Genomic DNA, 24,276 nt, shown 5'->3' on the forward strand with positions numbered 1-24,276 from the left:
CCATGGCCAAGCTCGAACTCCTCCCCGCCGTCGACGTCCGCGACGGCCAGGCCGTGCGCCTCGTGCACGGCGAGTCCGGGACCGAGACCTCCTACGGCTCCCCGCTGGAGGCCGCACTCGCCTGGCAGCGCTCGGGCGCCGAGTGGCTGCACCTGGTCGACCTGGACGCCGCCTTCGGCACCGGCGACAACCGTGGGCTGATCGCCGAGGTCGCGAAGGCCATGGACATCAAGGTGGAGCTGTCCGGCGGCATCCGCGACGACGACACCCTCGCCGCGGCCCTCGCCACCGGCTGCACCCGCGTGAACCTCGGCACCGCCGCGCTGGAGACCCCGGAGTGGGTCGCCAAGGTCATCGCCGAGCACGGCGACAAGATCGCGGTCGGTCTGGACGTGCGCGGCACGACCCTGCGCGGCCGCGGCTGGACCCGCGACGGCGGCGACCTCTACGAGACGCTGGCGCGCCTCGACAAGGAGGGCTGCGCCCGCTACGTCGTCACCGACATCGCCAAGGACGGCACCCTGCAGGGCCCGAACCTGGAGCTGCTGAAGAACGTGTGCGCGGCGACGGACCGCCCGGTCGTGGCGTCCGGCGGCGTGTCGTCCCTGGACGACCTGCGCGCCATCGCCGAGCTGGTACCCCTCGGTGTCGAGGGCTCCATCGTCGGGAAGGCCCTGTACGCGAAGGCGTTCACCCTGGAAGAGGCCTTGGAGGCTGTGTCGTCATGACGTCCGAAGCCGTGCGGCGCGTGCAGAGCGGAAGTCCCTGGGAAGAGAGTTTCGGATTCGCGCGCGCCGTCGCGGCCGGCGACCGGGTGCTGGTGGCCGGCACGACGTCCTTCCGCGGCGATGTGCTGTACGGGGAGGGCGACCCCTACGAGCAGGCCAAGGTGGCCTTCACCGGCGCCCTGGAGGCGATCGGCGAGTTCGGCCTCGGCATCGCGTCCGTGCTGCGCACGCGGATGTACCTGACCCATGTGCGGGACGTGGACGCCGTGGGCCGCGCCCACAAGGAGATCTTCGACTCCGTGCGCCCCGCCGCGACCCTGCTGGTCGTGGAGGGCTTCGTCGACCCGCGCATCCTGGTCGAAGTGGAACTAGAAGCATTCAGAGGAGCCGTGACCTGATGACCCTGGCGGTCCGAGTCATCCCCTGCCTGGACGTGGACAACGGCCGGGTCGTCAAGGGCGTCAACTTCCAGAACCTGCGCGACGCGGGCGACCCCGTCGAGATGGCCAAGGTGTACGACGCCGAGGGCGCCGACGAGCTGACGTTCCTGGACATCACCGCGTCCTCGGGCGACCGCGAGACCACGTACGACGTGGTGCGCCGCACCGCCGAGCAGGTGTTCATCCCGCTGACGGTCGGCGGCGGCGTGCGCACCGCCGAGGACGTGGACCGGCTGCTGCGGGCCGGCGCCGACAAGGTGGGCGTGAACACCGCGGCCATCGCCCGCCCCGACCTGATCCGGGAGATCGCGGAGCGGTTCGGCCGGCAGGTGCTGGTGCTGTCGGTGGACGCGCGCCGCACCGGCGGCGGCGGCTTCGAGGTGACGACCCACGGCGGCCGCAGGGGCACTGGCATCGACGCCGTCGAGTGGGCCCACCGCGCCGCCGAACTCGGTGCCGGGGAGATCCTGCTCAACTCCATGGACGCCGACGGCACCAAGGACGGCTACGACCTGGAGATGATCGCTGCCGTCCGCAAGCACGTCACCGTCCCGCTGATCGCCTCCGGCGGCGCGGGCCGGCTGGCGGACTTCCCGCCGGCCGTCGGCGCGGGCGCGGACGCGGTCCTGGCCGCCTCCGTCTTCCACTTCGGCGACCTGCGCATCGGCGAGGTCAAGCAGACCCTGCGGGAAGCGGGCCACCCCGTGCGGTGACGTCCGCCCGAGGCCCTGAGGGAGCCCCGGTCGCCTGTCGAGGCGGCCGGGGCTCCCTCATGCGCCTGCCCCTCCCCGCGGACAGACGCGAAAGGAAAGTTGCGCAACATTCATTGTGCAATTTTCCCTTCACATCTAGGGTCATGCACATGAAAGCCAAGGGGAGCCGTCCCATCACGGACGTGGGCACGCTCAAGGCGCTGGCCCATCCGCTGCGGATGAAGCTGTACCGAGCCCTGTGCGTCGCCGACAAGGCGACCGCCTCGCACCTCGCCGACCAGGTCGACGAGGCCGTCTCACTGGTCAGCTACCACCTGCGCAAGCTCGCCGAGCACGGGCTGATCGAACAGGCCGCGCCGCAGAGCGCGGACGGCCGCGAACGCTGGTGGCAGCCCTCCTCCGAGGGCGTGAGCATCCGCGACCGGGACTTCCGTGACGCACCCGAGAAGGCGGCCGCGCACCTGGCGGCCACCCGCCTCTTCCACGACCAGCGCACCGACCTCTACCGCCGCTACCTCGACGAGCGCCCGACGTGGAGCGCCGAGTGGAACGCGGCCGCGGCCGACAGCGAGTCCCTGCTCCGCCTCACCGCGCCCGAGATGCGCGAACTCCAGGACGAACTGCTGGCGCTGATCCGCAGGTACGACGAGCGGGGCCGGTCCGCCGAAGCCGCCGGCGACACCGAAGGGCGCGAGCACGTCGCGCTGCACGTGTACGGATTCCCGTTCCGCGTCTGAGAAGGGCCCCGCCGTGACCGACACCCTGACACCCCCGGCCCCCGTCGCCGAGGACCGCACCGCCCACCGCGATCCCAACGTGCTGCGCTGGCTCGGTGCCTACACCGCCTCCATGCTCGGCGACAACGTCTACTACATCGCCCTGTCCTGGGCCGCGGTCCAGGCGGGCACCCCCGCGCAGGCCGGTGTCGTCATGTCCGTCAGCGCGCTGCCGAGAGCCGTGCTGATGCTCGGCGGGGGAGTGCTCGCCGACCGGCTCGGGCCGCGCCGCGTCGTCATCGGCAGCGACACCGTGCGCTGCGCCGCCGTCCTGGCGGTGGCCGCCCTGCTGCTCCTCACCGGCCCCGGACTGTGGCCGCTCGCCCTGCTGGCCCTGCTCTTCGGCACCGTCGACGCCGTGTTCATGCCCGCGGTGGGCGCCCTCCCGGCCAGGATCACCGGTAAGGGGCAGCTCGCCCGCGTGCAGGGCATGCGGGGCCTGGCCATCCGCTGCGCCGGCGTGGCCGGCGCCCCGCTCGGCGGACTGGGCGTGGCCCTGGGCGGCGCACCGGCCGCCTTCGCCCTCGCCGGACTGCTGATCGCCGTCTCCGTACCGCTGCTGATCTCCGTACGCCTGCGGCCGCTGCCCGGCGGCGACGAGGCCGGCACGGCCGGCGCCCCCCGCTCCACGGCGTGGGCCGACCTGGTCGGCGGCCTGCGCTACATCCGCCGGCACCGCGTGCTCGCCCCGCTCATGCTCGCCATCGCCCTCGGCGACTTCGGCTTCGTGGGCCCGCTCAACGTAGGCCTGACCCTGCTCGCCGACCGGCGCGGCTGGGGCGCCGCCGGCATGGGCTGGGTGCTCGCCGGGTTCGGCGCCGGAGCGGGCGCCGCCTCCCTGCTGCTCGCCGTGCGGGGCCGGGTGCCGCGCGCCGGGTTGGTCGCCGCCTGGGCGATCCTCGCCGGCTCGGTCGCCATCGGCGCCCTGGCCTACGTCCCCCAGCTCGTCGGGGCCGTCGGCGTCGCCCTGCTCATCGGGCTGCTCGCCGGGCTCAGCGGGGTGCTGTGCGGAGCCATGCTCCAGACCCTCGCCGACCCCGCCTACCTCGGCCGGGTCACCGCCGTGGCCAGCCTGGTCAGCCTGGGCCTCGCCCCGCTGAGCATGCCGTTCGCGGCCGCCGCCGTCGGGGCCTTCGGGCTCGGCCCGGTCTTCGTGACCAGCGCGGCGGTCTGCGGACTCGGCGGGGTCGTCGCCCTGTGCGTCCCCGGGCTGCGCGGCGCCGAGCTCCCCCGCTGAACGCTCACACCCTCGGCTGGGTGAGCTGCACCAGGTTGCCGACCGAGTCGTCGAGCACCGCCGCGAGCACCGGGCCCTGCTCCCGCGGAGGATGCGGGAACCGCACACCCAGCCCGCGCATCCGCTCGTACTCCGCCGGCAGGTCGTCCACGGAGAAGACGATGCACGGGATCCCCGCCTCGTACAGCGCCGTGCGGTACGGCTCCGCGATCGGGCCCTGCCCGGGCTCCAGCAGCAACTGGAGGTCCGGCTGGGCCCCGCCGGGCGCCCCGACCGTGACGAACGGCGTGCCGTCGCCCAGGTCCATGTGCAGCCGGGTCTCGAACCCGAGGACCTCCGTGTAGAAGGCGTGCGCCCGTGCCACGTCGTCCACGAACACGCTGGTCATCGCGACCTTGATCATGAGACGCCTCCCGGAGGCCGGGGCCCGCGGATCCGCGGGACCCGTTCTCGAAGCGCCCGGCTCAGAACCCGAGCTGCTTCGACTCGTGCAGCGTGGCGATCGCGTTCTCCTCGCCGTCCAGCTCCACCTTCGCCGCGCTCTGCCGCCCGAAGGCGAACATCAGCAGCTCCGACGGCTCACCGGTCACCGTCACCACCGGCGTTCCCCGGTGCGCCACCGCCGTCTGGCCGTCCGGGCGGCGCAGCACCAGACCGGTCGGCACGCCCCGGCCCAGCAGCCGGGCGGTGCGCTCCAGACGCGACCACAGCGCGTCCTGGAACACCCCGTCCAGCTCACGCGGGCTCCAGTCCGGCTGGGCCCGGCGGACGTCCTCGGTGTGCACGTAGAACTCGACCGTGTTGGCGGCCTCGTCCACCTGCTTGAGCTGGAACGGCGAAAAGCGCGGCGGCCCGGTCCGGATGAGCTGGATCAGCTCCTCGTACGGCTTCCCCGCGTACTCGGCCAGCACCTTCTCCAGACGCGAGGCCAGCGGCTTGATCAGCGCGCCTCCCGCCGCGTCCGGCCGGCGCTCGCGCACCACCACGTGCGCCGCCAGGTCACGGGCCCGCCAGCCCTCGCAGAGGGTCGGGGCGTCAGGCCCGACGGTTTCCAAGAGGTCGGCGAGCAGGAGCCGTTCACGCTTGGCGAAGGTCGACATGGAGTCAGCGTACGACTCCGCAACCGGTCCGCCCACCCGTCGCCCGGCCGCCCGGCCCCGCCCGGATCCCGCCCGCCACGTGCCCATCCCCTGGACAGGAACCCGGGACAGCCCGGCCCACGCGGCACAATGGCGTCCATGACCAGCACTCTCGACCCCGAGATCGCGGCGCGCCTGAAGCGCAGCGCCGACGGACTCCTGCCCGCCATCGCCCAGCAGTACGACACCGGTGAGGTGCTCATGCTCGGCTGGATGGACGACGAGGCGCTGCACCGCACGCTGACCACGGGCCGCTGCACCTACTGGTCGCGCAGCCGCCAGGAGTACTGGGTCAAGGGCGACACCTCCGGCCACGTCCAGCGGGTGAAGTCGGTCGCCCTGGACTGCGACGCCGACACCGTGCTGGTCAAGGTCGACCAGACCGGCGCCGCCTGCCACACCGGCGCCCGCACCTGCTTCGACGAGGACGTCCTGCTCAAGGACGACTCCGCGGCACCCGTGCCGCAGGCACGCCCGGCCGATCCGGATCAGTAGGGTCTGCCGCCATGGACCTCGAGACCTTCCGCAAGCTCGCCACCGACCGCCGCGTCATCCCGGTCACCCGCAAGCTCCTCGCCGACGGCGACACCCCGGTCGCGCTCTACCGCAAGCTCGCCGCCGAACGCCCCGGCACCTTCCTGCTGGAGTCCGCGGAGAACGGGCGCTCCTGGTCCCGCTACTCCTTCGTCGGCGTGCGCTCCGCGGCCACCCTGACCGCACGGGACGGCCAGGCGCACTGGCTCGGCACCCCGCCCGTCGGCGTCCCCGTCGACGGCGACCCGCTCGCCGCCCTGCGCGCCACCATCCAGACCCTGCACACTCCGCACCAGGAGGGCCTGCCGCCCTTCACCGGCGGCATGGTCGGCTACCTCGGCTACGACATCGTCCGCCGCCTGGAGAAGATCGGCCCCGGCGAGCGCGACGACCTCGGGCTGCCCGAGCTGACCATGCTCTTGACCAGCGACCTCGCCGTCATGGACCACTGGGAGGGCTCGGTCCTGCTGATCGCCAACGCGATCAACCACAACGACCTCGAGACCGGGGTGGACGAGGCCTACGCGGACGCGGTGGCCCGCCTCGACGACATGGAGGCCGACCTCGGCCGCGCGGTCGCCCAGCCCCCGGCCGTGCTGCCGCCCTCCGAGCTGCCCGAGTACACCGCCCGCTGGGGCGGCCCCGACTTCCGGGCGGCCGTGGAGGACGTCAAGGAGCGCATCCGCGCGGGCGAGGCCTTCCAGGTCGTGCCCTCCCAGCGCTTCGAGACCCCGTGCACGGCCACCGCGCTGGACGTCTACCGGGTGCTGCGGGCCACCAACCCCTCGCCGTACATGTACCTGTTCCGCTTCGACGGCTTCGACGTCGTCGGCTCGTCCCCCGAGGCGCTGGTGAAGGTCGAGGACGGGCGCGCGATGGTCCACCCCATCGCCGGCACCCGGCATCGCGGCGCCACCCCGCAGGAGGACCAGGCCCTCGCCGACGAGCTGCTCGCCGACCCCAAGGAACGCGCCGAGCACCTGATGCTGGTCGACCTCGGCCGCAACGACCTCGGCCGGGTGTGCGAGCCCGGCTCGGTGGAGGTCGTCGACTTCATGTCCATCGAGCGCTACTCGCACGTCATGCACATCGTCTCCACGGTCACCGGCAGGGTCGCCGAGGGCCGCACCGCCTTCGACGTGCTGACCGCCTGCTTCCCCGCGGGCACCCTCTCCGGCGCCCCCAAGCCCCGCGCCATGCAGATCATCGACGAGCTGGAGCCGTCCCGCCGCGGCCTGTACGGCGGCTGCGTCGGCTACCTCGACTTCGCCGGCGACTCCGACACCGCGATCGCCATCCGCACCGCCCTGCTCCGGGACGGCACCGCCCACGTCCAGGCCGGGGCCGGCATCGTCGCCGACTCCGACCCGGCCGCCGAGGACCAGGAGTGCCGCAACAAGGCCGCCGCGGTGCTGCGGGCGGTGCACACGGCGAACCGGCTGCACGGCTGAAACGCCTTCGCCGAACCCCGGGTGACGGTTCACCCGGGGGTCAGGCGATAGTGGAGTACGTGACTGCCGTACCTCACTCCCGTTCCGAAGCCGCCGCGCCCAGCCGGTCCGGCCGGCGGAGCCTCGCCGTGGCGCTGCTGTGCGGCGCGCTCGGCGCCGCCGTGACCCTGCTGGCCACCCGGCAGCGCTGGTCGGAGGGCACCGCAACGGTGGCCGGCGGCGCGTTCCCGCTGACCGCCAGGGGCAGCGACGTCACGGGCGTCCCCGCGGCCCTCGCCATAGTGGGCCTGGCCGCGCTCGTCGCCGTCTTCGCCGTCCGCCGGGCCGGCCGCGTCGCCGTCGCCGCGGTGCTCGCGCTCAGCGGCGCGGGCATCGTCGCCGCCGCGTTCACCGGGGCCTCCGACGGCTCCGCGCTGGACGAGAAGGCCGCCCAGACCACCGGCGACACCTCGGCCACCGTCGCCGCCCTCTCGCACACCGGCTGGCCCTACGTCGCCGCCGCCGGCGGCGTCCTGATCCTGCTCGCCGGGCTGCTGGCACTGCGCTACGGCGCCCTGTGGCCCGCCATGTCCGGCCGCTACGAGCGCGGCTCGGACCGCCCGCGCCGCCAGGCCCGCCCGGCCGACCCCGAGCGCCCGGAAGAGATCTGGAAGGCCCTGGACCGGGGCGAGGACCCCACCGGCGCCTGACCCCGGGACCCGCGCCCCGCCGGATGTGGCGAACCAGACGCCACCCCCGCGTCCGGCGCCCGCGTGCGTACGGGACAATGGGCGAAGAGCGCCCGGCTCGGACGGTGACGCGCTCGGAACCGTACGGACACGTACTTCGACACGTACAAGCAACGAGGAGCAAGTCATGGCGGGCAGCAGCCACGGTCACACCCCGGCCGCCTGGACCGGCGTCATCATCGCCTTCATCGGTTTCTGCGTCGCGGGAGCCTTCATGGTGATGGCCCAGCCGGTCGGCTTCTGGGCCGGCATCGTGCTCGTGCTCCTCGGCGGCGTCGTGGGCGCCGCCATGCGCGCCATGGGCCTCGGCCAGCAGAAGCGCCCCGGCGCCGCCCCGCACAGCGGCCACACCCCCGCCCGCGAGCCCGCCGGCGTCGAGGGCTGAGCCCGACAGGCACCCGCGAGGGGCGGCCCCCACCACACCCGGTGGGGGCCGCCCCTCGCGCGCGTGCCGCCGACGTGCGGGGCACAATGCCGACGTGAACGCCGACAGCGGTACCGCCCCGCGCACCACGCCCGCCACCCTCCGGAACCGGCTCGCCGCCCCGGCCGGTGTGCTCGCGGCCGTCGCCGCGGCCTTCGCGTACGTCGGCGCGGTCGACCCCAACGAGCCCGGCCACTACCCGGTGTGCCCGCTGTACCGGCTCACCGGCCTGTACTGCCCCGGCTGCGGCGGGCTGCGCAGCGCCCACGCCTTCGTCCACGGCGACCTCCTCGGCGCCCTGCGGGACAACGCCGCGGGGGTGGCCGCCTACCTGGGCTTCGCGGTGCTGTGGACCGTATGGGTGGTGAACGCGGCGCGCGGCCGGCCGGCGCGCTTCGAGCCCGGAACGGCCCCGACCTGGGCCGTCGGCGCCCTGCTCGTGGTGTTCACCGTTGTCCGGAACCTGCCGTTCGGCGGCTGGCTGCACCCTTGATCGAACGGGGAACGTCCAGGTAATGGGACCGGCGTCCACCGGATGCGAAGCCTCGCCCGTCCTCCGGATACCATCGCAGTGACCACAGGTTCGCGAACCTGAAGGAACGACCGTCTGAAAGGGGGCCGCTCGCGTGAGTGTGCTCGACGAGATCATCGACGGAGTCCGTGCCGACCTCGCGGAGCGGCAGGCGCGCGTCAGCCTCGACGAGCTCAAGGAGCGCGCGGCGAAGGCCCGCCCCGCCAAGGACGGCGTGGCCGCGCTCAAGGGCGACGGCGTCAAGGTCATCTGCGAGGTCAAGCGGTCCAGCCCCTCCAAGGGCGCGCTGGCCGCGATCGCCGACCCGGCCGGGCTCGCGGCGGACTACGAGGCGGGCGGCGCCGCCGTCATCTCGGTCCTCACCGAACAGCGCCGGTTCGGCGGCTCGCTGGCCGACCTGGAGGCGGTCCGCGCACGCGTGGACATCCCCGTCCTGCGCAAGGACTTCATCGTCACGTCGTACCAGCTCTGGGAGGCCCGCGCGTACGGCGCCGACCTGGCGCTGCTGATCGTCGCCGCCCTGGACCAGCCGGCCCTCGAGTCGCTGATCGAGCGCGCCGTCTCCATCGGCCTCACCCCGCTCGTCGAGGTGCACGACGAGGACGAGGTCGAGCGGGCGGTGGACGCGGGCGCCCGGATCATCGGCGTCAACGCGCGCAACCTGAAGACCCTGCGGGTCGACCGCGGCACGTTCGAGCGGGTCGCCCCCGAGATCCCCGACCACCTCGTCAAGGTCGCCGAGTCCGGGGTGCGCGGGCCGCACGACCTGATCGCCTACGCCAACGCCGGCGCCGACGCGGTGCTGGTCGGCGAGTCCCTGGTCACCGGGCGCGACCCGAAGGCCGCCGTCTCCGACCTGGTCGCCGCGGGCGAGCACCCCGCGCTGCGGCACGGGCGGGGCTGACCTCCGGCTAAGCTGGTTCGCGATGATGCTTCCGATCACCCCGGCGACGCGGGACCCCTATGCCCGCCTCGCCCGCGGCTGCCGGCCCCGCGGCTGCCGTGCGCCCGCGCGACGGGTGCACGGGCGGCGGGTCCGCTACGTGATCGGCGACGAGCCCGGCCAGGTGAACGGCATGCGATGGCGTCACCCCGCGTGCGCTTCACCCGCGGTGAGCTGAGCCGGCGGTTCTCGTAGACGCCGTCTGATCCGCACCTCCGTCGGCCGGACCACCCAGGGCCCCTTTCCGGGCCCTGCGGGCCTTCGGCCACCCACCACCCGACTCGGGCGCTTGAAGCAAGTGCCTCGCCGGCCCCGGCCGACGACGCGGGCGGGCGGGAGACACCGCTGAGGGCAGCGCACGCGTACTCGTACCCCAAGTCCGGCAACCCGGGGCCCGAGCCCCTGCGAGGTATCCGTATGCCCAGCGAGTTCTTCATTCCCGATCCCACCGGCCAGGTGCCCACCGCCGAGGGCTACTTCGGGCCGTTCGGCGGCAAGTTCATCCCGGAGGCGCTCGTCGCCGCCGTGGACGAGGTCGCCGTCGAGTACGACAAGGCCAAGGCCGACCCCGAGTTCGCCCGTGAACTCGACGACCTGCTCGTGAACTACACCGGCCGGCCCAGCGCACTGACCGAGGTGCCGAGGTTCGCCGAGCACGCCGGCGGCGCCCGTGTCTTCCTCAAGCGGGAGGACCTCAACCACACCGGCTCCCACAAGATCAACAACGTGCTCGGCCAGGCCCTGCTCACCAGGCGCATGGGCAAGACCCGCGTCATCGCCGAGACCGGCGCCGGCCAGCACGGTGTCGCCACCGCCACCGCCTGCGCGCTGTTCGGCCTCGAGTGCACCATCTACATGGGCGAGATCGACACCGAGCGGCAGGCCCTCAACGTGGCCCGGATGCGCATGCTCGGCGCCGAGGTGGTGGCCGTGAAGTCCGGCAGCCGCACCCTGAAGGACGCCATCAACGAGGCGTTCCGGGACTGGGTCGCAAACGTCGACCGCACCCACTACCTGTTCGGCACCGTGGCCGGCCCGCACCCCTTCCCGGCCATGGTCCGGGACTTCCACCGGGTCATCGGCGTGGAGGCGCGACGGCAGCTCCTGGAGCGCGCCGGGCGGCTGCCCGACGCCGCGATCGCCTGCGTCGGCGGCGGCTCCAACGCCATCGGCCTCTTCCACGCCTTCATCCCCGACGAGGGCGTCCGGCTCATCGGCTGCGAGCCCGCCGGGCACGGCATCGAGACCGGCGAGCACGCGGCCACCCTCACCGCCGGCGAGCCGGGCGTCCTGCACGGCTCCCGGTCCTACGTCCTGCAGGACGACGAGGGCCAGATCACCGAGCCGTACTCCATCTCGGCCGGCCTGGACTACCCGGGCATCGGCCCCGAGCACTCCTACCTCAAGGACTCCGGCCGCGGCGAGTACCGCGCGGTCACCGACGACGCGGCCATGCAGGCGCTGCGCCTGCTGTCGCGCACCGAGGGCGTCATCCCGGCCATCGAGAGCGCCCACGCCCTCGCCGGCGCCCTGGAGGTCGGCAGGGAGCTGGGCCCGGACGGACTGATCGTCGTCAACCTGTCCGGCCGCGGCGACAAGGACATGGACACCGCGGCGCGCTACTTCGGCCTCTACGACACCGACGCCGAGGTGGCCGCCGACCAAGCCGACACCGCCGAGATCGAGGGGGACGCCAAGTGAGCGGCAACATCGGGCTGTTGACGGACACCCTCGCCGCCGCGAAGGCGGAGGGCCGGTCCGCGCTCATCGCCTACCTGCCGGCCGGGTTCCCGACCGTGGACGGCGGCATCGAGGCGATCAAGGCCGTGTTCGACGGCGGCGCGGACGTCGTGGAGGTGGGCCTGCCGCACAGCGACCCCGTCCTCGACGGCCCGGTCATCCAGACCGCCGACGACATCGCCCTGCGCGGCGGGGTCAGGATCGCCGACGTCATGCGCACGGTCAGGGAGGCCCACGAGGCCACCGGCAAGCCCGTGCTCGTGATGACGTACTGGAACCCCGTCGACCGCTACGGCGTCGAGCGCTTCACCGCCGAGCTGGCCGAGGCGGGCGGCGCGGGCTGCATCCTGCCCGACCTGCCGGTCCAGGAGTCGGACCTGTGGCGGGAGCACGCCGACAAGCACGGCCTGGCCACCGTCTTCGTCGTCGCCCCCAGCAGCAGGGACGAGCGGCTGGCACGGATCACCGCGGCGGGCAGCGGCTTCGTCTACGCGGCCTCGCTGATGGGCGTCACCGGCACCCGGGAGTCCGTCGGCGCGCAGGCGCAGGACCTGGTGGAGCGCACCCGGGCCACCGGCACCGGGCTGCCGGTGTGCGTGGGGCTCGGCGTCTCCAGCGCGGCCCAGGCCGCCGAGGTCGCCGGGTTCGCCGACGGGGTCATCGTGGGCTCGGCGTTCGTCAAGCGGATGCTGGACGCCCCCGACCACGCCGCCGGCCTGGAGGCCGTGCGCCTGCTCGCCGGCGACCTGGCCAAGGGAGTGCGCGGGCGGGCCTGAGCGGTCCCGGGCGGCGCGGGCCGTTCACAACGGGACACCCGGTCCCCCGAACGAGTGGACCTCGGGTCGGGGAGGCGCGCTGCGCCTCCCCGGTTCGTTCTGGGGGTGTGAGCGAGAACAACCGTGACGGAAAGCGCACCGCCCGTGAGCGGATTGCGGTCGAGCGTAAGAAGCAGCGGGCCGCGGACCGGCGGCGGCGCGCGCTGATCGTGGGCGCGAGCGTCGTCTGCGTCCTGGGACTCGCGGCGGTCATCGGCGTGATCGCCGCCAACTCGGGCAAGAACAAGAGCGGTGCCGGCTCCGGCCCGGTGGTGGTGCCCTCGGGCGCGCAGGGCCGGGACAGCCTCGCGATCCCGGTCGGCAAGGACGGCGCCAGGTCGACGCTCACGGTCTGGGAGGACTTCCGCTGCCCGGCCTGCATGGCCTTCGAGGAGCGGTACCGGACGACGCTGCACGAACTGGCCGACTCGGGCAGGCTCAGGGTCGAGTACCACCTGGTCCGGCTGATCGACGGCAACCTCGGCGGCACCGGCTCCCTGCGCGCGGCGAACGCCGCGGCCTGCGCCCAGGACGCCGGGAAGTTCCGCGACTACCACGACGTGCTGTACGCGAACCAGCCCCGGGAGACCGACGACGCCTTGGGGAACAACGGCAAGCTGATCGACCTGGCCGGAAAGGTGAAGGGCCTCGACACCCCGGCGTTCCGCAAGTGCGTCAACAACGGCACCCACGACGGGTGGGTGAACAAGTCCCACCAGGCGTTCGGGGCCGGCGGCTACAGCAGCACGCCCACCATCCTGCTGGGCGGCAAGAACATCGGTGCCGACCGCACGATGACCCCGCAGAAGCTGAAGCAGATGGTGGAACAGGAGAACAAGGGATAGGCGTTTCCCGCCTCCCCGTTATGGACCCGTAGCCGGGCTGCCCGCCGTCCGCACGGCCCGGCACGGTAGCGTCGACCTTGCCATGGAACTTGCCTACATTCCCAGCCCGTCGCGCGGGGTGCTGTACCTCGGCCCCATCCCGCTGCGCGGTTACGCCTTCTGCATCATCATCGGCGTCTTCATCGCCGTCTGGCTCGGCAACAAGCGCTGGGTCGCCCGGGGCGGCCGGCCCGGCACGGTCGCCGACATCGCCGTCTGGGCCGTGCCCTTCGGCCTGGTCGGCGGCCGGCTCTACCACGTGATCACGGACTACGAGCTGTACTTCAGCGAGGGCCGTGACTGGGTGGACGCCTTCAAGGTGTGGGAGGGCGGCCTGGGCATCTGGGGCGCGATCGCCCTGGGCGCGCTCGGCGCCTGGATCGGCGCCCGGCGCCGGGGCATCCCGATGCCCGCATACGCCGACGCCGTCGCTCCCGGCATCGCCCTCGCGCAGGCCATGGGCCGCTGGGGCAACTGGTTCAACCAGGAGCTGTACGGGCGCGAGACGCATGTTCCCTGGGCGCTGCACATCACCTCCTCCGAGGGCGGCCGGGTGCCGGGCTACTACCACCCGACCTTCCTCTACGAGTCGCTGTGGTGCATCGGCGTCGCCCTCCTGGTCATCTGGGCGGACCGCCGCTTCAAGCTGGGCCACGGCCGCGCCTTCGCCCTCTACGTCGCCGCGTACTGCGTGGGCCGCGCCTGGATCGAGTACATGCGCGTCGACGACGCCCACCACATCCTGGGCCTGCGCCTCAACGACTGGACCGCGCTGATCGTGTTCCTGCTGGCGGTCGCGTACATCGTGGTGTCGGCCAGGAAGCGGCCGGGCCGGGAAGCGGTGGTCGAGCCGGGCGCCTCCGACGCCCCGGCCGCCGCCCCCGAGGCCGGGGACGAGGACGAGGACGGGAACGCGGCCGTGGGCAGGGCCGCGGACGAGGACGGGAACACGGCTGTGGGCGGGGCCGCGGACGGAGCGGGCGACGAACCCGGGGACGGCGACGGGACCGGAGCCGGGGCCGAGGACCGGGCCGGCGACCGGGCCGAGGACTCCGCCGGGGAGCCCGGCGGGCCCGATGCGGCGGTGGCGAAGGACGAGGCCGAGTCGGCCGGGAAGAGCTGACGACCGCGGACACGGCACCGAAGGGCGCTCCGGGTATCCGGAGCGCCCTTCGCCGTACCCGGCCGCGGGCGCCCCGGACCGGCCGGCGGTGTCACCTCCTGCGCGCCAGCGCCAGCGTCCGCTGCGCGGCGGCCACCACCGCCGCGTCGACGAAGCGGCCGTCGGGCAGCGCCTGCGCGCCCTGCTCCGTCGCCGCCGCCTTGAGGATCGTCTCCGCGTGCTCCAGCTCGGCCGGGGTCGGCAGGTAGGCCCGCTCGATCACCGGGAGCTGTCGCGGGTGGATCGCCGCGCGGCCCAGGAAACCGAGGGCCCGGCCCCGGGCGCAGGAGGCGGCGAGACCGTCCAGGTCGCGGATGTCGGGATGGACCGACTGCGGCGGCGGTGGGAGCCCGGCGGCCCGGGCGGCGACGACCACCCGCGAGCGCGGCCAGTCCAGGCCCGCGTCGGCCCGTACGCCCAGGTCGGCCCGGAGATCGGCCTCGCCGAGGGAGATGCCCCGCAGGGACGGGTGGGCGGCGGCGATGGCGTAGGCGTGCTCGATGGCGAGGGCCGACTCCAGCAGCGCGTACAGGGGGCGGGCGGTGCCCACGGCGACCTGTCTGATCTGCCCGGCGGAGTCCACCTTCGGCAGCCGCAGTCCGCTCACCCCCGGCAGCCCGGCCAGGGCCCTGAGGTCCGCGGCGGCCCAGGGAGCGTCCAGGGCGTTGACCCGGACGTGGACCGGGACCCGCTGCGGCTCGCCCAGCCGCTCGGCCGTGGCCTGCCTGGCGTACTCCTTGCGGTCGGGGGCGACCGCGTCCTCCAGGTCGATCACCACCACGTCGGCGCCCGCCGCCAGCGCCTTGGCCACCACGTGCGGTCGGTCGCCGGGTACGTACAGCCAGGTCAGCGGGAACGACGTCACAGCGCGCCCTCCTCGCGCAGCGCGCGCAGCTCGTCCGGGCCGAGGCCCAGCTCGGTGAGGACCGCGTCGGTGTCGGCGCCGTGCGGGCGGCCGGCCCACCGGATCGCCCCGGGCGTGCCGGACAGCCGGAAGAGGACGTTCTGCATGCGCAGCGGGCCGAGCTCCGGGTCCTCGACGGTGGTGACGGTGTCCAGCGCCTGGTACTGCGGGTCGGCCAGGACGTCCCGTACGTCCTGGACCGGAGCCACCGCCGCCTCCGCCTTCTCGAAGGCCGCGAGCACCTCGGCCCGGTCGCGGGCCGCGATCCAGCCGCCGACCGCCTCGTCCAGCACGTCGGCGTGCGCGGCCCGCTGCGCGCCCGTGGCGAACCACGGCTCCTCGGCCAGCTCCGGGCGGCCGACCAGCCGCATCACCCGCTCCGCCACCGACTGGGCGGAGGTGGAGACGGCGACCCAGGCGCCGTCGGCCGTGCGGTAGGTGTTGCGCGGGGCGTTGTTCGTGGACCGGTTGCCGGTGCGCTCCTGGACGTAGCCGAGCTGGTCGTACCAGGTGGGCTGAGGACCGAGCACGGCGAGGATCGGCTCGATGATCGCCATGTCCACGACCTGACCCTCGCCGGTGCGGTCCCGGGCGGCCAGGGCCGTCAGCACCGCGTACGCCGTCGCCAGCCCCGCGACCGAGTCGGCGAGGCCGAACGGCGGGAGCGTCGGCGGCCCGTCCGGTTCGCCGGTGAGGGCGGCGAAGCCGCTCATCGCCTCGGCGAGCGTGCCGAAGCCGGGGCGGTGCGCGTACGGGCCGAACTGGCCGAAGGCCGTCACCCGGGCGAGGACCAGCCGCGGGTTGGCGGCGGACAGCTCCGGCCAGCCCAGGTCCCACTTCTCCAGGGTGCCGGGGCGGAAGTTCTCGATCACCACGTCGGCGGTGGCCGCCAGCCGCAGCAGGGTCGCCCGGCCGCCGGGCCGGGACAGGTCGAGGGTGATCGCGCGCTTGTTGCGCCCGAGCACCTTCCACCACAGTCCGACCCCGTCCTTCGCCGGGCCGTGGCCGCGGGACGGGTCCGGCCTCACCGGATGCTCCACCTTGATCACCTCGGCGCCGAAGTCGCCGAGCAGGGTGGCGGCCATGGGGCCGGCGAAGAGGGTGGCGAGGTCCAGGACCCGCAGGCCGCCGAGCGACCGCGGGCTCCCGGGGCGCGGGTCGTCGGGGCGCGTGCTTCCGGGGCGCCGGTCGTCGTCGGGGCGCGGGCTCATGCGGTGCACTGCGCGTCGATCTCCGGGCGGTACGGCATCGACGCCGACGCGCCTTCCCGCTGCACCGAGAGGGCCGCGGCGGCCGCCGCCCAGGACAGCGCCTCGCGCACCGGTTTCTCCTCGGCGAGGGCCACCGCGAGCGCCCCGACGAAGGTGTCGCCCGCACCCGTCGTGTCCACGGCTTCGACCCGCGGCGCCGGCACCACCAGCGGCTCGGTGCCCCGCGCCAGGTACAGGCAGCCGGTCGCGCCCAGTGTCACGACGACCTCCTGGACCAGTTGCAGCAGGGCGGCGGCCGCATCGCGCGGGTCGGTGCGCCCGGTGAGGGTGACGGCCTCGTACTCGTTGGCGACCAGCAGGTCGGTGGCCTCCAGCAGGTCGGGCGGCAGCGGCTGGGCGGGGGAGGGGGTGAGGACCGTGCGCACCCCGTGCCGGCGCGCCGCCTCAGCCCCGGCGACGACCGCGGCCAGCGGGATCTCCAGTTGCAGCAGCAGGGCGTCGGCGGAGGCGATGACGCCCTCGTCGCCGGCGGCGAGGTGGTCGACGGTGCCGTTCGCACCGGGGATGACGACGATGGAGTTGCCGCCCTCGTCGTCCACCACGATGTGCGCGGTGCCCGACGGGCCCTCCACGGTGCGCAGGAAGTCGGTGTCCGCGCCGGAGTGTTCGAGGGTCTCGCGCAGGCGCACCCCGAAGGCGTCGTTGCCGACCGCGCCGATCATCGAGACCGTGGCGCCGGCCCGGGCCGCGGCGATGGCCTGGTTGGCGCCCTTGCCGCCGGGGATGGTGCGGAACTCCCGGCCCGTCACGGTCTCGCCGCGCTGCGGGGCCTTCGGGACGTAGGTGACGAGGTCCATGTTCGTGCTGCCGAGGACGGCGATGTGGGTCATGGGCGGGTCGCCTCCAGGTGGGTGAGCCGGGCGAGGGTGTCGAAGCCGGTGCCGTCGAAGTCGGCGACGCTGGTGGCGAGCCGGTTCTTCAGCGGGGCCCGCCAGCGGTCGGGCAGCGCCTCCGGGGCGCCCGCGAGCAGACCGGCGACGCTGCCCGCGGTCGCCCCGTTGGAGTCCGTGTCCCAGCCGCCGGACACCGCGCGGCACACCGAGCCGGCGAAGTCGCCGCCGGCGTGGGTGAGCGCGGCGACGGTCAGCGCGGTGTTGGGGACGGCGTGCACCCAGTGGTGGGTGTCGCCGTAGGCGGCGTGCAGTTCGTCCACCACGTCGTCGAAGTCCTCGTGGCGCGCGGCCAGCCGGAGCGCGTGGTCGATGGCCGCCGCCAGCCGCGAGCGCTCCGGTACCACCGAGCGGCCGGCGCGCAGGCAGGCGTGGACGTCCTGGCCGCCGCCGGCCGCGGCGGCGAGCGTGGCGGCCGCGAACATCGCCGCGTACACGCCGTTGGCGGTGTGGGTCAGGAGCGCGTCGCGGTGCGCCTGCTCGGCGGCGGCCGCCGGGGCGCCGGGGTTGGTCCAGCCGTGCACGTCGGCGCGGATCAGGGCGCCGATCCACTCGCGGAACGGGTTGCGGTGGCGGGCGGTGTGCGGTGGCTCGATGCCGCTGAGCAGGTTGCGGAAGGCGACGCGCTCGGCGGTGAAGGCGCGGCCCGGCGGGAGTTCGTCCAGCCAGAGCGCCGCCACGTCGGCGGTGCTGAAGCCCCGGCCGTGGCGCCGGAGCAGCAGCAGGCCCAGCAACGGGTAGTCGAGGTCGTCGTCCTCGGGCATGCCGTCGATGTTCTCGGCGAGGGAGACCGGGGCCGAGCGGCGGTTCCAGGGGTACTGGGCGAGCAGGTCGCCGGGGACGCCGCGGGCGGTGAACCACGTGGTCAGCGGCCAGTTGCCGGTGACTTTCGCGAGCGCCCGGATGCCGTCGAGGGGGAGTTTCTCGACGGGCTTGCCGAGCAGGCAGCCGGCGGCCCTGCCGAGCCAGGCCGCCTCCAGGGCCCGGGGCGTGGTCCGACCGCGGGGAGCCGCGGCGGGCCAGTCGGGACAGGCGGCCCTGATGCCTGCCAGGTCCGTCGGCTCGTCCTCCGCCAGCCTGCTCGGCAGATCGGCCAGTTCGTCCAGCAGGTCCTCCGCCAGGAGCCGCAGGTAGCGCGAGGCCCGCTGTGGCGAGGCCCCCGCCCGCTGCGGGGCCGCCGGGCCGCCGGCCGCCCGCCACCGCGCCTCGATCCGCGCCGGTTCCCGGCCGTCCAGACGGGCCTGGACGAGTTCGTGACCCAGCAGGTCCTCGGGCTGCACCCAGGTCAGTCGGAGCATGCCGTGCCTCCCAGCGCGGCGAATGCCCGCTCGTGCGCCCGCCGGCGCTCCACGTCCCGCCGGAAGATCTCGCGCGTGACCCCGGTGAGCGTGCGGGCCGGCTCCCACAGGTCCAGTCGGCTGGCCTCCGCCACCGTCTTCGCCCAGTCCTCGGGGACCGGCGAGCCCAGCGCGCCCGCGAGCGCGCCGGCCATCGTGGCGGTCGAGTCGCAGTCGCGGCCGTAGTTGACCGAGCCCAGCACCGCGTGCCGGTAGTCCCCGCCGGCGACCAGCAACATGCCGAGGGCCACCGGGAGTTCCTCGATCGAGTGCAGCCGGGAGGGGCGCCGGGCGCCGAGCGAGGGGGAGCGGTAGTCGGGGCCGACCGTGTCGTACGGGGCCACCGCCGCCCGCAGCGGGGCCAGCGCCGACTCGTAGTCCCGGTGGCCGCGCGCCGCCTCGCAGACCTTCTCGATCGCCGCCCGCGTGCCGTCCTTGGCCAGGTCCAGGCACGCGCTCACCACGGAGTCGGGGGTGGCGTCCGGCGCGGTGGCGGCGGCGACCCCGGCGGCGAAGACCCCGGCGGCCTCGCGGCCGTACGACGACTGGTGCGCGCCCGCGACGTCCAGCGCCTCGGCGTACGCGGCGGCCGGGTCGGCCGCGTTGACCAGGCCGACGGGGGCCATGTACATCGCCGCGCCGCAGTTGACGATGTTGCCGACGCCCGCCTCCCGGGGGTCCGCGTGGCCGTACGCCAGCCGGGCCACGAGCCACTTCTCCGCGAGGAAGAGGCGGTGCAGCGGCAGCGCCTCGGTCTCCAGCTCCGGGATCCAGCGCGGGTTCGTCATCAGGTCCGGGACCAGGTGGTCGGCCACCGCGTACGCGTCGAGGTGGTCCCGGACGCGGGCGTAGACCCGGACCAGCGCGTGGGTCATGAGGGTGTCGTCGGTGACGTGGCCGTCGCCCTTGTGGTACGGGGCGAGGGGGCGGGCGGTGCGCCAGTCGTCGCCGTGCCAGGGGCCGACGATGCCGTGGACCCGGCCCCCGTGGCGGTCGGTGATCTGTTCCGGGGAGTACCCCTCGACGGGGCCGCCGAGCGCGTCTCCGACGGCCGCCCCGACCAGGGCCCCGGCGATCCGTTCGTCGAGACCGCTCAGCCGCGCCGGACCCGGCGCGTTGCTTTGTTCTCCTCTGGGCGTCATGCCGGAATCATCCTCCTGGTCGGGTCCGGTGCGCGGCTTCCAGCAGCCCGGCGAGTTCCACCAGGTCGGTGCCGGTGAGGCGGGGCAGCGCGCAGCCGGACAGGGTGCGGCAGGCGTCCCGCCAGGCAGCCGGGACGGCCGCGCCGCCGCCCAGGGCCCCGGTGAGCGCGCCCACGAGGGCCGGGGCGGAGTCGGCGACCCGGGACAGACAGGCGGCGGTGGGGACGGCCTCGCCGATCCGGCCGCGGGCGGCGACGGCGAGGGCGAGCGCGACCGGCACGGTCTCGGCGGCGGCGATGCCGTAGCTGTAGACGTGGTCGACGATCTGGTGCTCGAGCAGCGGGACGAGCGCGAAGGCGCCTTCGCTGTCCCGGGCCAGCGCGAGGGCGTGCCGGGCGTTGCGGCCGATCTCCGTCCCCTCGGGGAGCTGGGCGAGCGCGGCCGTGACGCAGGCGCCGGTGTCTGCTCCGGTGAGGGCGAGCGCCAGGGCCGCCGCCATCGCGCGGGCGCCGTGCACGCCGTCCCCGTCCTGGGTGTAGCGGGCGTCGAACTCCGCCAGATCGGCCGCGCCTGCGGGGTCGCCCGGGTGGGCCACGGCCAGCACGCAGGCGCGCACGCAGGCCGCGTCGTCGAAGTAGTGCGGGTTGTCGTGGCCGGTGGCGGGCGGGCGCAGGCCGGTGGCGAGGTTGCCCAGGCCGGCGCGTACGGAGATACGGGCGCGCAGCGGGAGCACGGCGGACTCGATCTCGGGGGCGCGGTCCGCCGCCGCTGCGACCTCGGCGGCGACGGCGGTCCAGGTGAGGTCGATGGCAGCGCGCATCCGGCGGTCCCGGTCGAGGTCCCCGAGCACGTCGTCGTCACCGGCCCGCAGCACGGCCTCCGCGGCGAACGCCGCCCACTCGGCGTCGTCGGAGGGGCCGAGGCACAGGGGTTCCGGGGGCTGGTTGAGGGCGATCGGCACGGGCAGGGTGGTGGTGGCGTTCTGCTCGGCGAAGGTGTCCAGCTCACGGGTGAGGCGGCGGGTCCACTCGGGCATGCGGGCCGCCCGGTGCCGCGCCGCGGGCCAGCCGGCGGCGTCCCCGGCGGCGAGCCCCAGCAGCAGCCCTTCGACACGCCGCCCCGTCACGCCCGGCCCTCGTCGTCCTGCTCCCCGGCGTTCCCCGCTCCCACCAGCGGACTCCGCCCCCGTCCCCCCGGCCCGGCCGCAAGCGCGACGGACGCCTCCCCGGACCGGCAGGCGGGCGTTCCACTCCGAACGGCCGCGGCCGGCGCCTCCGGCGCGGGCGCGGTGGCCCCTGGGCGGGCGGTCGGGGCGGTGTTCCCGGCCGGGAGGGCTGGGGCCGCCTGCCCGGACCGAGCTGCGGTTTCGGTCTTCTGTGCCGGGTCGGCTCGGTCGGTCGCCGTGGTGACGGCGGGTGTCTTCGGGGAGGTGGTCCCTGGGTGGGGGGTCGGGTTGGTGTTCTCGGCCGGGAGGGCTGGGGCCGCCTGCCCGGCCGCTGTGGTCCCGGTCCTGTGCGCTGAGTCGGTTCGGTCGGTCGCGGTCGTCGTGGTGGCGGCCCGTGGCTCCGGCGCGGTGGTCACCGGGTGGGCGTTCGGGGTCGTGTTTTCGGCTGGGAGGGCTGTGATCACCTGGTCGGCTGCCGCGGTGGTCCCGGTTCCGTGAGCCGTGTCGTTCTGGCCGGGCGCTGTGGTGGTGGCCCCTGCTTCCGGGGCAGTGCCTTCTGCGTGGAGGGCCGGGGCGGCCTCTTCGGCTGGGAGGGCTGTGATCACCTGGCCGGCTGCCGCGGTGGTCCCGGTTCCGTGTGCCGTGCTGTTGCGGGCGGGCGCCGTGGTGCGGGGTGCTGTCCGAAGGGCCGGGGCCGGCGGCATGGCCGCCGTGGCCTTTCCGGCCGCTTGAGGCGGGGCGTCTCGCAGGGCGGTCGCCGTGGCCGTGTCCCCGGTGCCCGGGGCCGGGGACACCCGGACCACTTCCCGGACCCCGGCGGGCAGGGAGCCGTGGAGGAGCAGGCCCGCGCCCCACTTGCCGCCCTCCTCCGGGACCAGCAGTTCCGCGACGTCCAGTACGTGGTGGCCCGCCATGGAGGGCAGGCAGCGGCCGCGGGCCGGGCCGATGGCGGCCGCCCAGTCGGCCGGGATCGCGCAGATACCCTGGGTGGCGCCGGACAGGGCGCCCGCCACCGCCGCCGTGGTGTCCGCGTCGCGGCCCATGTTGACCGCCGTGAGGACCGCCGCGCGGAAGTCGCCGTCGGCCGCCGCGTACGCCCCGAAGGCGAGGGCGACCGCCTCCGGGGCCAGGTCGGTCCAGGGATAGCCGCCGATGACCACCGCCGAGCGCACCGCCCGTTCGCCCCGGTGGGCCACGGTCACCGCGCGGCGCAGCGAGCGGGCGGTCCAGGAGTCCTCCGGGACGACGGCGAGCGCGGAGGCGATCACCACCGCGGGCGTGGCACCCGCCATCGCCGCCGCCACGCCCGCCGCGACCGCCTGGCCGCCGTAGATGCCCTCGCCGTCATGGCTGACCGAGCCGTCGATCGCCACCAGCCGGGCCGCCTCGCCGGGGCGCCCGGCGGCGAAGACGCCGAAGGGCGCCGCGCGCATCGCCAGGCCGTCGCTCCAGGCGTGCCGGTGCTGGGCGGAGATCGGCGCGGCCAGGCCGCGGCGGAGGTTCTCCAGCGTGCCGCGCTCACTGAAGCCCGCGCCGCGGAACGGGCCCTCGGCCCGGTCGGCGATCCACTCGTGCCAGGCGCTCTCCACATGGGCCGGGGTGAGCGCCGAGCCGTGCCGGGCCAGCAGCAGCCCCGAGAAGATGGCGTACTCCGTGTCGTCCGTGCCACACGGCCGCTCGCTCACGTAGCCGGTGATCCGGCCCCAGCGGGCGCGGATCTCGGAGGGCTTCAGGTTCTCCGCCGGCGCCCCGAGCGCATCGCCGACGGCCAGGCCGAGCAGCGCGCCCCGGGCCCGTTCGCGCGGCTCCGGGACGTCACCGGGCGCCGGGGACGGGGGAGTGCAGGCGATCGATGCCATGGTGCGGCCTCTCCTTCCGCAGGGCCACGGGCCGTCCCCGGGGACACGGCCCTCTTCGCGGACGCGCCTCGCGGATGCCCTTTGCGGATGTCTCCCACGGCGACACCGCCGAAGACCCCGGGACGCCTCCCTGTCACCCGCACGGCATCTGAGCGAGCTTGATCACGGATGAGCGTTCTCCGGAGAAGTCGCAGGTAAGCCCAGCCTTTCCTTGCTGGCGCCCAGGAAATTACCGGCGTACGTTCGGTGTTGTCGAAAAATAGAACTCATCCAAAGTTAGCTTTGGCTAAGCTTCCTGGGGGACCCCCGCATGGCGATCATCGAGACCGAGGCCCCGCTGCACGAGGCGCACCGCGACAACCACACCCACCGCGACGTCAACGGCGGCTGGCTGCGCCCCGCCGTCTTCGGCGCCATGGACGGCCTGGTCTCCAACCTCGCCCTGCTGACCGGTGTCGCGGGCGGGTCCGCCGGTCACCAGACCATCGTCATCACCGGCCTCGCGGGCCTCGCCGCCGGCGCCTTCTCCATGGCGGCCGGCGAGTACACCTCCGTCGCCTCCCAGCGGGAGCTGGTCGAGGCCGAGCTCGACGTCGAGCGGCGCGAGCTGCGCAGACACCCGCAGGACGAGGAGGAGGAGCTGGCCGCCCTCTACGCGGCCCGCGGCGTTGAGCCCGAGCTGGCCCGCGAGGTCGCCCGGCAGCTGTCCAGGGACCCCGAGCAGGCCCTGGAGATCCACGCCCGCGAGGAACTCGGCATCGACCCCGGGGACCTGCCGTCGCCGCTGGTCGCCGCCGTGTCGTCCTTCGGCTCGTTCGCGCTGGGCGCCCTGCTCCCCGTGCTGCCCTACCTGCTCGGCGCCACCGCCCTGTGGCCCGCCGTGCTCCTCGCGCTCGCCGGGCTGTTCGCCTGCGGCGCGGTCGTGGCCCGGGTGACGGCGCGCAGCTGGTGGTACAGCGGCCTACGGCAGCTCGCGCTGGGCGGCGCGGCGGCCGGTGTGACGTACGCCCTGGGTAGCCTGTTCGGAACGGCCGTAGGATGAGTGGGCCGGAACTTATGCGGTGGGCCGTATAAGTAGCCGTTACTCGCTGGTTTCGAACGCTTAACCACCGGGCATGACCCGTAAGCGCTGTGGGCAACGACGCTCGCGGCGCACTCGCGGGACGAGTGAGGACGCTCGCCCCGCCCCCCAGGGCCGATGGACGCCGATCTGATCGATCTTGTCCGGTTGCGCCCCCACACACTTCCGCCGCTCGTGCGCGGCACCGCCGTGACCCCGCGGCACCCCTGTCGCAACCTGCGGCGTCCGCATGTTGGAACGGAGTATCCGGTTCCCGGGAACCGCCCCATCATGTAACCTGCACGAAATTTCGCACTCCGCAGAGGGCCAACGTCGTCCCTCGGCACCAGCACATGCCACATGACGACGACGGGAGAGCCGATGCGTACGCCGCGCCAGCCG

At 74.5% G+C, this 24,276-nt stretch carries 26 protein-coding genes; 17 read left to right on the forward strand and 9 right to left on the reverse strand.

Annotated elements, in window-relative coordinates; translation table 11 throughout:
- Positions 1-2 precede the first annotated feature (2 nt).
- The 5 genes from priA (at position 3) to ACFQ9Z_RS25895 (ending at position 3,894) form a co-directional block, all read left to right on the forward strand.
- Positions 3-728, forward strand: a complete 726-nt coding sequence (gene priA / locus ACFQ9Z_RS25875) for a bifunctional 1-(5-phosphoribosyl)-5-((5-phosphoribosylamino)methylideneamino)imidazole-4-carboxamide isomerase/phosphoribosylanthranilate isomerase PriA (RefSeq protein ID WP_383023142.1) — start codon at positions 3-5, stop codon at positions 726-728.
- Positions 725-1,126 carry a RidA family protein gene (locus tag ACFQ9Z_RS25880; protein WP_383023144.1) on the forward strand — a complete coding sequence of 134 codons (402 nt, stop codon included), beginning with the start codon at positions 725-727 and terminating at the stop codon, positions 1,124-1,126. Before priA ends, ACFQ9Z_RS25880 begins: the two co-directional genes overlap by 4 nt.
- A complete protein-coding gene (hisF, locus tag ACFQ9Z_RS25885) occupies positions 1,126-1,881 on the forward strand; it encodes an imidazole glycerol phosphate synthase subunit HisF (RefSeq protein ID WP_383023146.1) in 756 nt (251 codons plus the stop codon). The genes ACFQ9Z_RS25880 and hisF overlap by 1 nt, the downstream gene beginning before the upstream one ends.
- A gap of 149 nt (positions 1,882-2,030) precedes the next feature.
- Positions 2,031-2,618 (forward strand): helix-turn-helix domain-containing protein, encoded by a 588-nt coding sequence (locus ACFQ9Z_RS25890; RefSeq protein WP_383023148.1) that lies wholly within the window; start codon positions 2,031-2,033, stop codon positions 2,616-2,618.
- Positions 2,619-2,631: 13 nt separating this feature from the next.
- A complete protein-coding gene (locus tag ACFQ9Z_RS25895; RefSeq protein WP_383023150.1) occupies positions 2,632-3,894 on the forward strand; it encodes an MFS transporter in 1,263 nt (420 codons plus the stop codon).
- Positions 3,895-3,898: 4 nt separating this feature from the next.
- On the opposite strand, the gene ACFQ9Z_RS25900 is transcribed toward ACFQ9Z_RS25895, so the two are convergent.
- Positions 3,899-4,297, reverse strand: a complete 399-nt coding sequence (locus ACFQ9Z_RS25900; RefSeq protein WP_365296650.1) for a VOC family protein — start codon at positions 4,295-4,297, stop codon at positions 3,899-3,901.
- A gap of 61 nt (positions 4,298-4,358) precedes the next feature.
- Positions 4,359-4,994 carry a TIGR03085 family metal-binding protein gene (locus ACFQ9Z_RS25905; RefSeq protein ID WP_383023152.1) on the reverse strand — a complete coding sequence of 212 codons (636 nt, stop codon included), beginning with the start codon at positions 4,992-4,994 and terminating at the stop codon, positions 4,359-4,361.
- 129 nt (positions 4,995-5,123) lie between these two features.
- Here ACFQ9Z_RS25905 and hisI point away from each other — a divergent pair, with 129 nt between their 5' ends.
- From hisI to lgt, 11 genes are all read left to right on the forward strand, one after another.
- A complete protein-coding gene (gene hisI / locus ACFQ9Z_RS25910; RefSeq protein ID WP_383023154.1) occupies positions 5,124-5,528 on the forward strand; it encodes a phosphoribosyl-AMP cyclohydrolase in 405 nt (134 codons plus the stop codon).
- An 11-nt stretch (positions 5,529-5,539) separates the two neighbouring features.
- Positions 5,540-7,018, forward strand: coding sequence for an anthranilate synthase component I (locus ACFQ9Z_RS25915; RefSeq protein ID WP_383023156.1), 1,479 nt, complete (start codon positions 5,540-5,542; stop codon positions 7,016-7,018).
- Between the two features lie 50 nt (positions 7,019-7,068).
- Positions 7,069-7,707, forward strand: coding sequence for a TIGR02234 family membrane protein (locus tag ACFQ9Z_RS25920; protein ID WP_383023158.1), 639 nt, complete (start codon positions 7,069-7,071; stop codon positions 7,705-7,707).
- A gap of 166 nt (positions 7,708-7,873) precedes the next feature.
- Positions 7,874-8,131, forward strand: coding sequence for an HGxxPAAW family protein (locus ACFQ9Z_RS25925; protein WP_383023161.1), 258 nt, complete (start codon positions 7,874-7,876; stop codon positions 8,129-8,131).
- 94 nt (positions 8,132-8,225) lie between these two features.
- Complete coding sequence (locus ACFQ9Z_RS25930) at positions 8,226-8,663, forward strand: DUF2752 domain-containing protein (protein ID WP_383023163.1); 438 nt, start codon at positions 8,226-8,228, stop codon at positions 8,661-8,663.
- A 133-nt stretch (positions 8,664-8,796) separates the two neighbouring features.
- On the forward strand, positions 8,797-9,606 hold the full coding sequence (gene trpC, locus ACFQ9Z_RS25935) for an indole-3-glycerol phosphate synthase TrpC (RefSeq protein WP_143636351.1): 810 nt from the start codon (positions 8,797-8,799) through the stop codon (positions 9,604-9,606).
- Positions 9,607-9,628: 22 nt separating this feature from the next.
- Complete coding sequence (gene trpM, locus ACFQ9Z_RS25940) at positions 9,629-9,823, forward strand: tryptophan biosynthesis modulator TrpM (RefSeq protein ID WP_383023166.1); 195 nt, start codon at positions 9,629-9,631, stop codon at positions 9,821-9,823.
- Between the two features lie 239 nt (positions 9,824-10,062).
- Positions 10,063-11,346 (forward strand): tryptophan synthase subunit beta, encoded by a 1,284-nt coding sequence (gene trpB / locus ACFQ9Z_RS25945; protein WP_383023168.1) that lies wholly within the window; start codon positions 10,063-10,065, stop codon positions 11,344-11,346.
- Positions 11,343-12,161: a tryptophan synthase subunit alpha gene (gene trpA, locus ACFQ9Z_RS25950; protein WP_383023170.1), complete on the forward strand. Its 819-nt coding sequence runs from the start codon at positions 11,343-11,345 to the stop codon at positions 12,159-12,161. Before trpB ends, trpA begins: the two co-directional genes overlap by 4 nt.
- Before the next feature lie 107 nt (positions 12,162-12,268).
- Positions 12,269-13,045 (forward strand): DsbA family protein, encoded by a 777-nt coding sequence (locus ACFQ9Z_RS25955; protein WP_383023172.1) that lies wholly within the window; start codon positions 12,269-12,271, stop codon positions 13,043-13,045.
- 82 nt (positions 13,046-13,127) lie between these two features.
- Entirely contained in the window at positions 13,128-14,207 is a 1,080-nt protein-coding gene (lgt, locus tag ACFQ9Z_RS25960; RefSeq protein ID WP_383023175.1) for a prolipoprotein diacylglyceryl transferase, read from the forward strand.
- 91 nt (positions 14,208-14,298) lie between these two features.
- On the opposite strand, the gene ACFQ9Z_RS25965 is transcribed toward lgt, so the two are convergent.
- Genes ACFQ9Z_RS25965 through ACFQ9Z_RS25995 form a run of 7 tightly spaced genes read right to left on the reverse strand, consistent with a single transcriptional unit; the run spans position 14,299 to position 22,814 of the window.
- Positions 14,299-15,111, reverse strand: a complete 813-nt coding sequence (locus ACFQ9Z_RS25965) for an HpcH/HpaI aldolase/citrate lyase family protein (protein ID WP_383023177.1) — start codon at positions 15,109-15,111, stop codon at positions 14,299-14,301.
- Entirely contained in the window at positions 15,108-16,361 is a 1,254-nt protein-coding gene (locus tag ACFQ9Z_RS25970; protein ID WP_383023180.1) for a CaiB/BaiF CoA transferase family protein, read from the reverse strand. The genes ACFQ9Z_RS25965 and ACFQ9Z_RS25970 overlap by 4 nt, the downstream gene beginning before the upstream one ends.
- Entirely contained in the window at positions 16,358-17,251 is an 894-nt protein-coding gene (rbsK, locus tag ACFQ9Z_RS25975; RefSeq protein ID WP_383023183.1) for a ribokinase, read from the reverse strand. The genes ACFQ9Z_RS25970 and rbsK overlap by 4 nt, the downstream gene beginning before the upstream one ends.
- Positions 17,248-18,609 (reverse strand): ADP-ribosylglycohydrolase family protein, encoded by a 1,362-nt coding sequence (locus tag ACFQ9Z_RS25980; RefSeq protein ID WP_383023186.1) that lies wholly within the window; start codon positions 18,607-18,609, stop codon positions 17,248-17,250. Before ACFQ9Z_RS25980 ends, rbsK begins: the two co-directional genes overlap by 4 nt.
- Positions 18,597-19,790, reverse strand: a complete 1,194-nt coding sequence (locus ACFQ9Z_RS25985) for an ADP-ribosylglycohydrolase family protein (RefSeq protein ID WP_383023188.1) — start codon at positions 19,788-19,790, stop codon at positions 18,597-18,599. The genes ACFQ9Z_RS25980 and ACFQ9Z_RS25985 overlap by 13 nt, the downstream gene beginning before the upstream one ends.
- A gap of 7 nt (positions 19,791-19,797) precedes the next feature.
- On the reverse strand, positions 19,798-20,916 hold the full coding sequence (locus tag ACFQ9Z_RS25990; protein ID WP_383023190.1) for an ADP-ribosylglycohydrolase family protein: 1,119 nt from the start codon (positions 20,914-20,916) through the stop codon (positions 19,798-19,800).
- A complete protein-coding gene (locus ACFQ9Z_RS25995) occupies positions 20,913-22,814 on the reverse strand; it encodes an ADP-ribosylglycohydrolase family protein (protein WP_383023192.1) in 1,902 nt (633 codons plus the stop codon). The genes ACFQ9Z_RS25990 and ACFQ9Z_RS25995 overlap by 4 nt, the downstream gene beginning before the upstream one ends.
- A 310-nt stretch (positions 22,815-23,124) precedes the next feature.
- On the opposite strand from ACFQ9Z_RS25995, the gene ACFQ9Z_RS26000 reads away from it, so the two are divergent.
- The gene (locus ACFQ9Z_RS26000) at positions 23,125-23,856 is read left to right on the forward strand and encodes a VIT1/CCC1 transporter family protein (RefSeq protein WP_383023194.1); all 732 of its coding nucleotides are present in this window, start codon (positions 23,125-23,127) and stop codon (positions 23,854-23,856) included.
- Positions 23,857-24,276 lie beyond the last annotated feature (420 nt).

It is taken from the genome of Streptomyces sp. NPDC056580 (genome assembly GCF_042793175.1).
Lineage (GTDB): Bacteria > Actinomycetota > Actinomycetes > Streptomycetales > Streptomycetaceae > Streptomyces.

Coding starts and splice junctions, on each gene's coding strand:
- priA (WP_383023142.1), top strand. CDS start 3: ATGGCCAAGCTCGAACTCCTCCCCGCCGTCGACGTCCGCGACGGCCAG.
- ACFQ9Z_RS25880 (WP_383023144.1), top strand. CDS start 725: ATGACGTCCGAAGCCGTGCGGCGCGTGCAGAGCGGAAGTCCCTGGGAA.
- hisF (WP_383023146.1), top strand. CDS start 1,126: ATGACCCTGGCGGTCCGAGTCATCCCCTGCCTGGACGTGGACAACGGC.
- ACFQ9Z_RS25890 (WP_383023148.1), top strand. CDS start 2,031: ATGAAAGCCAAGGGGAGCCGTCCCATCACGGACGTGGGCACGCTCAAG.
- ACFQ9Z_RS25900 (WP_365296650.1), bottom strand. CDS start 4,297: ATGATCAAGGTCGCGATGACCAGCGTGTTCGTGGACGACGTGGCACGG.
- ACFQ9Z_RS25905 (WP_383023152.1), bottom strand. CDS start 4,994: ATGTCGACCTTCGCCAAGCGTGAACGGCTCCTGCTCGCCGACCTCTTG.
- hisI (WP_383023154.1), top strand. CDS start 5,124: ATGGCGTCCATGACCAGCACTCTCGACCCCGAGATCGCGGCGCGCCTG.
- ACFQ9Z_RS25915 (WP_383023156.1), top strand. CDS start 5,540: ATGGACCTCGAGACCTTCCGCAAGCTCGCCACCGACCGCCGCGTCATC.
- ACFQ9Z_RS25925 (WP_383023161.1), top strand. CDS start 7,874: ATGGCGGGCAGCAGCCACGGTCACACCCCGGCCGCCTGGACCGGCGTC.
- trpM (WP_383023166.1), top strand. CDS start 9,629: ATGATGCTTCCGATCACCCCGGCGACGCGGGACCCCTATGCCCGCCTC.
- trpB (WP_383023168.1), top strand. CDS start 10,063: ATGCCCAGCGAGTTCTTCATTCCCGATCCCACCGGCCAGGTGCCCACC.
- lgt (WP_383023175.1), top strand. CDS start 13,128: ATGGAACTTGCCTACATTCCCAGCCCGTCGCGCGGGGTGCTGTACCTC.
- ACFQ9Z_RS25970 (WP_383023180.1), bottom strand. CDS start 16,361: ATGAGCCCGCGCCCCGACGACGACCGGCGCCCCGGAAGCACGCGCCCC.
- rbsK (WP_383023183.1), bottom strand. CDS start 17,251: ATGACCCACATCGCCGTCCTCGGCAGCACGAACATGGACCTCGTCACC.
- ACFQ9Z_RS25980 (WP_383023186.1), bottom strand. CDS start 18,609: ATGCTCCGACTGACCTGGGTGCAGCCCGAGGACCTGCTGGGTCACGAA.
- ACFQ9Z_RS25985 (WP_383023188.1), bottom strand. CDS start 19,790: ATGACGCCCAGAGGAGAACAAAGCAACGCGCCGGGTCCGGCGCGGCTG.
- ACFQ9Z_RS25995 (WP_383023192.1), bottom strand. CDS start 22,814: ATGGCATCGATCGCCTGCACTCCCCCGTCCCCGGCGCCCGGTGACGTC.
- ACFQ9Z_RS26000 (WP_383023194.1), top strand. CDS start 23,125: ATGGCGATCATCGAGACCGAGGCCCCGCTGCACGAGGCGCACCGCGAC.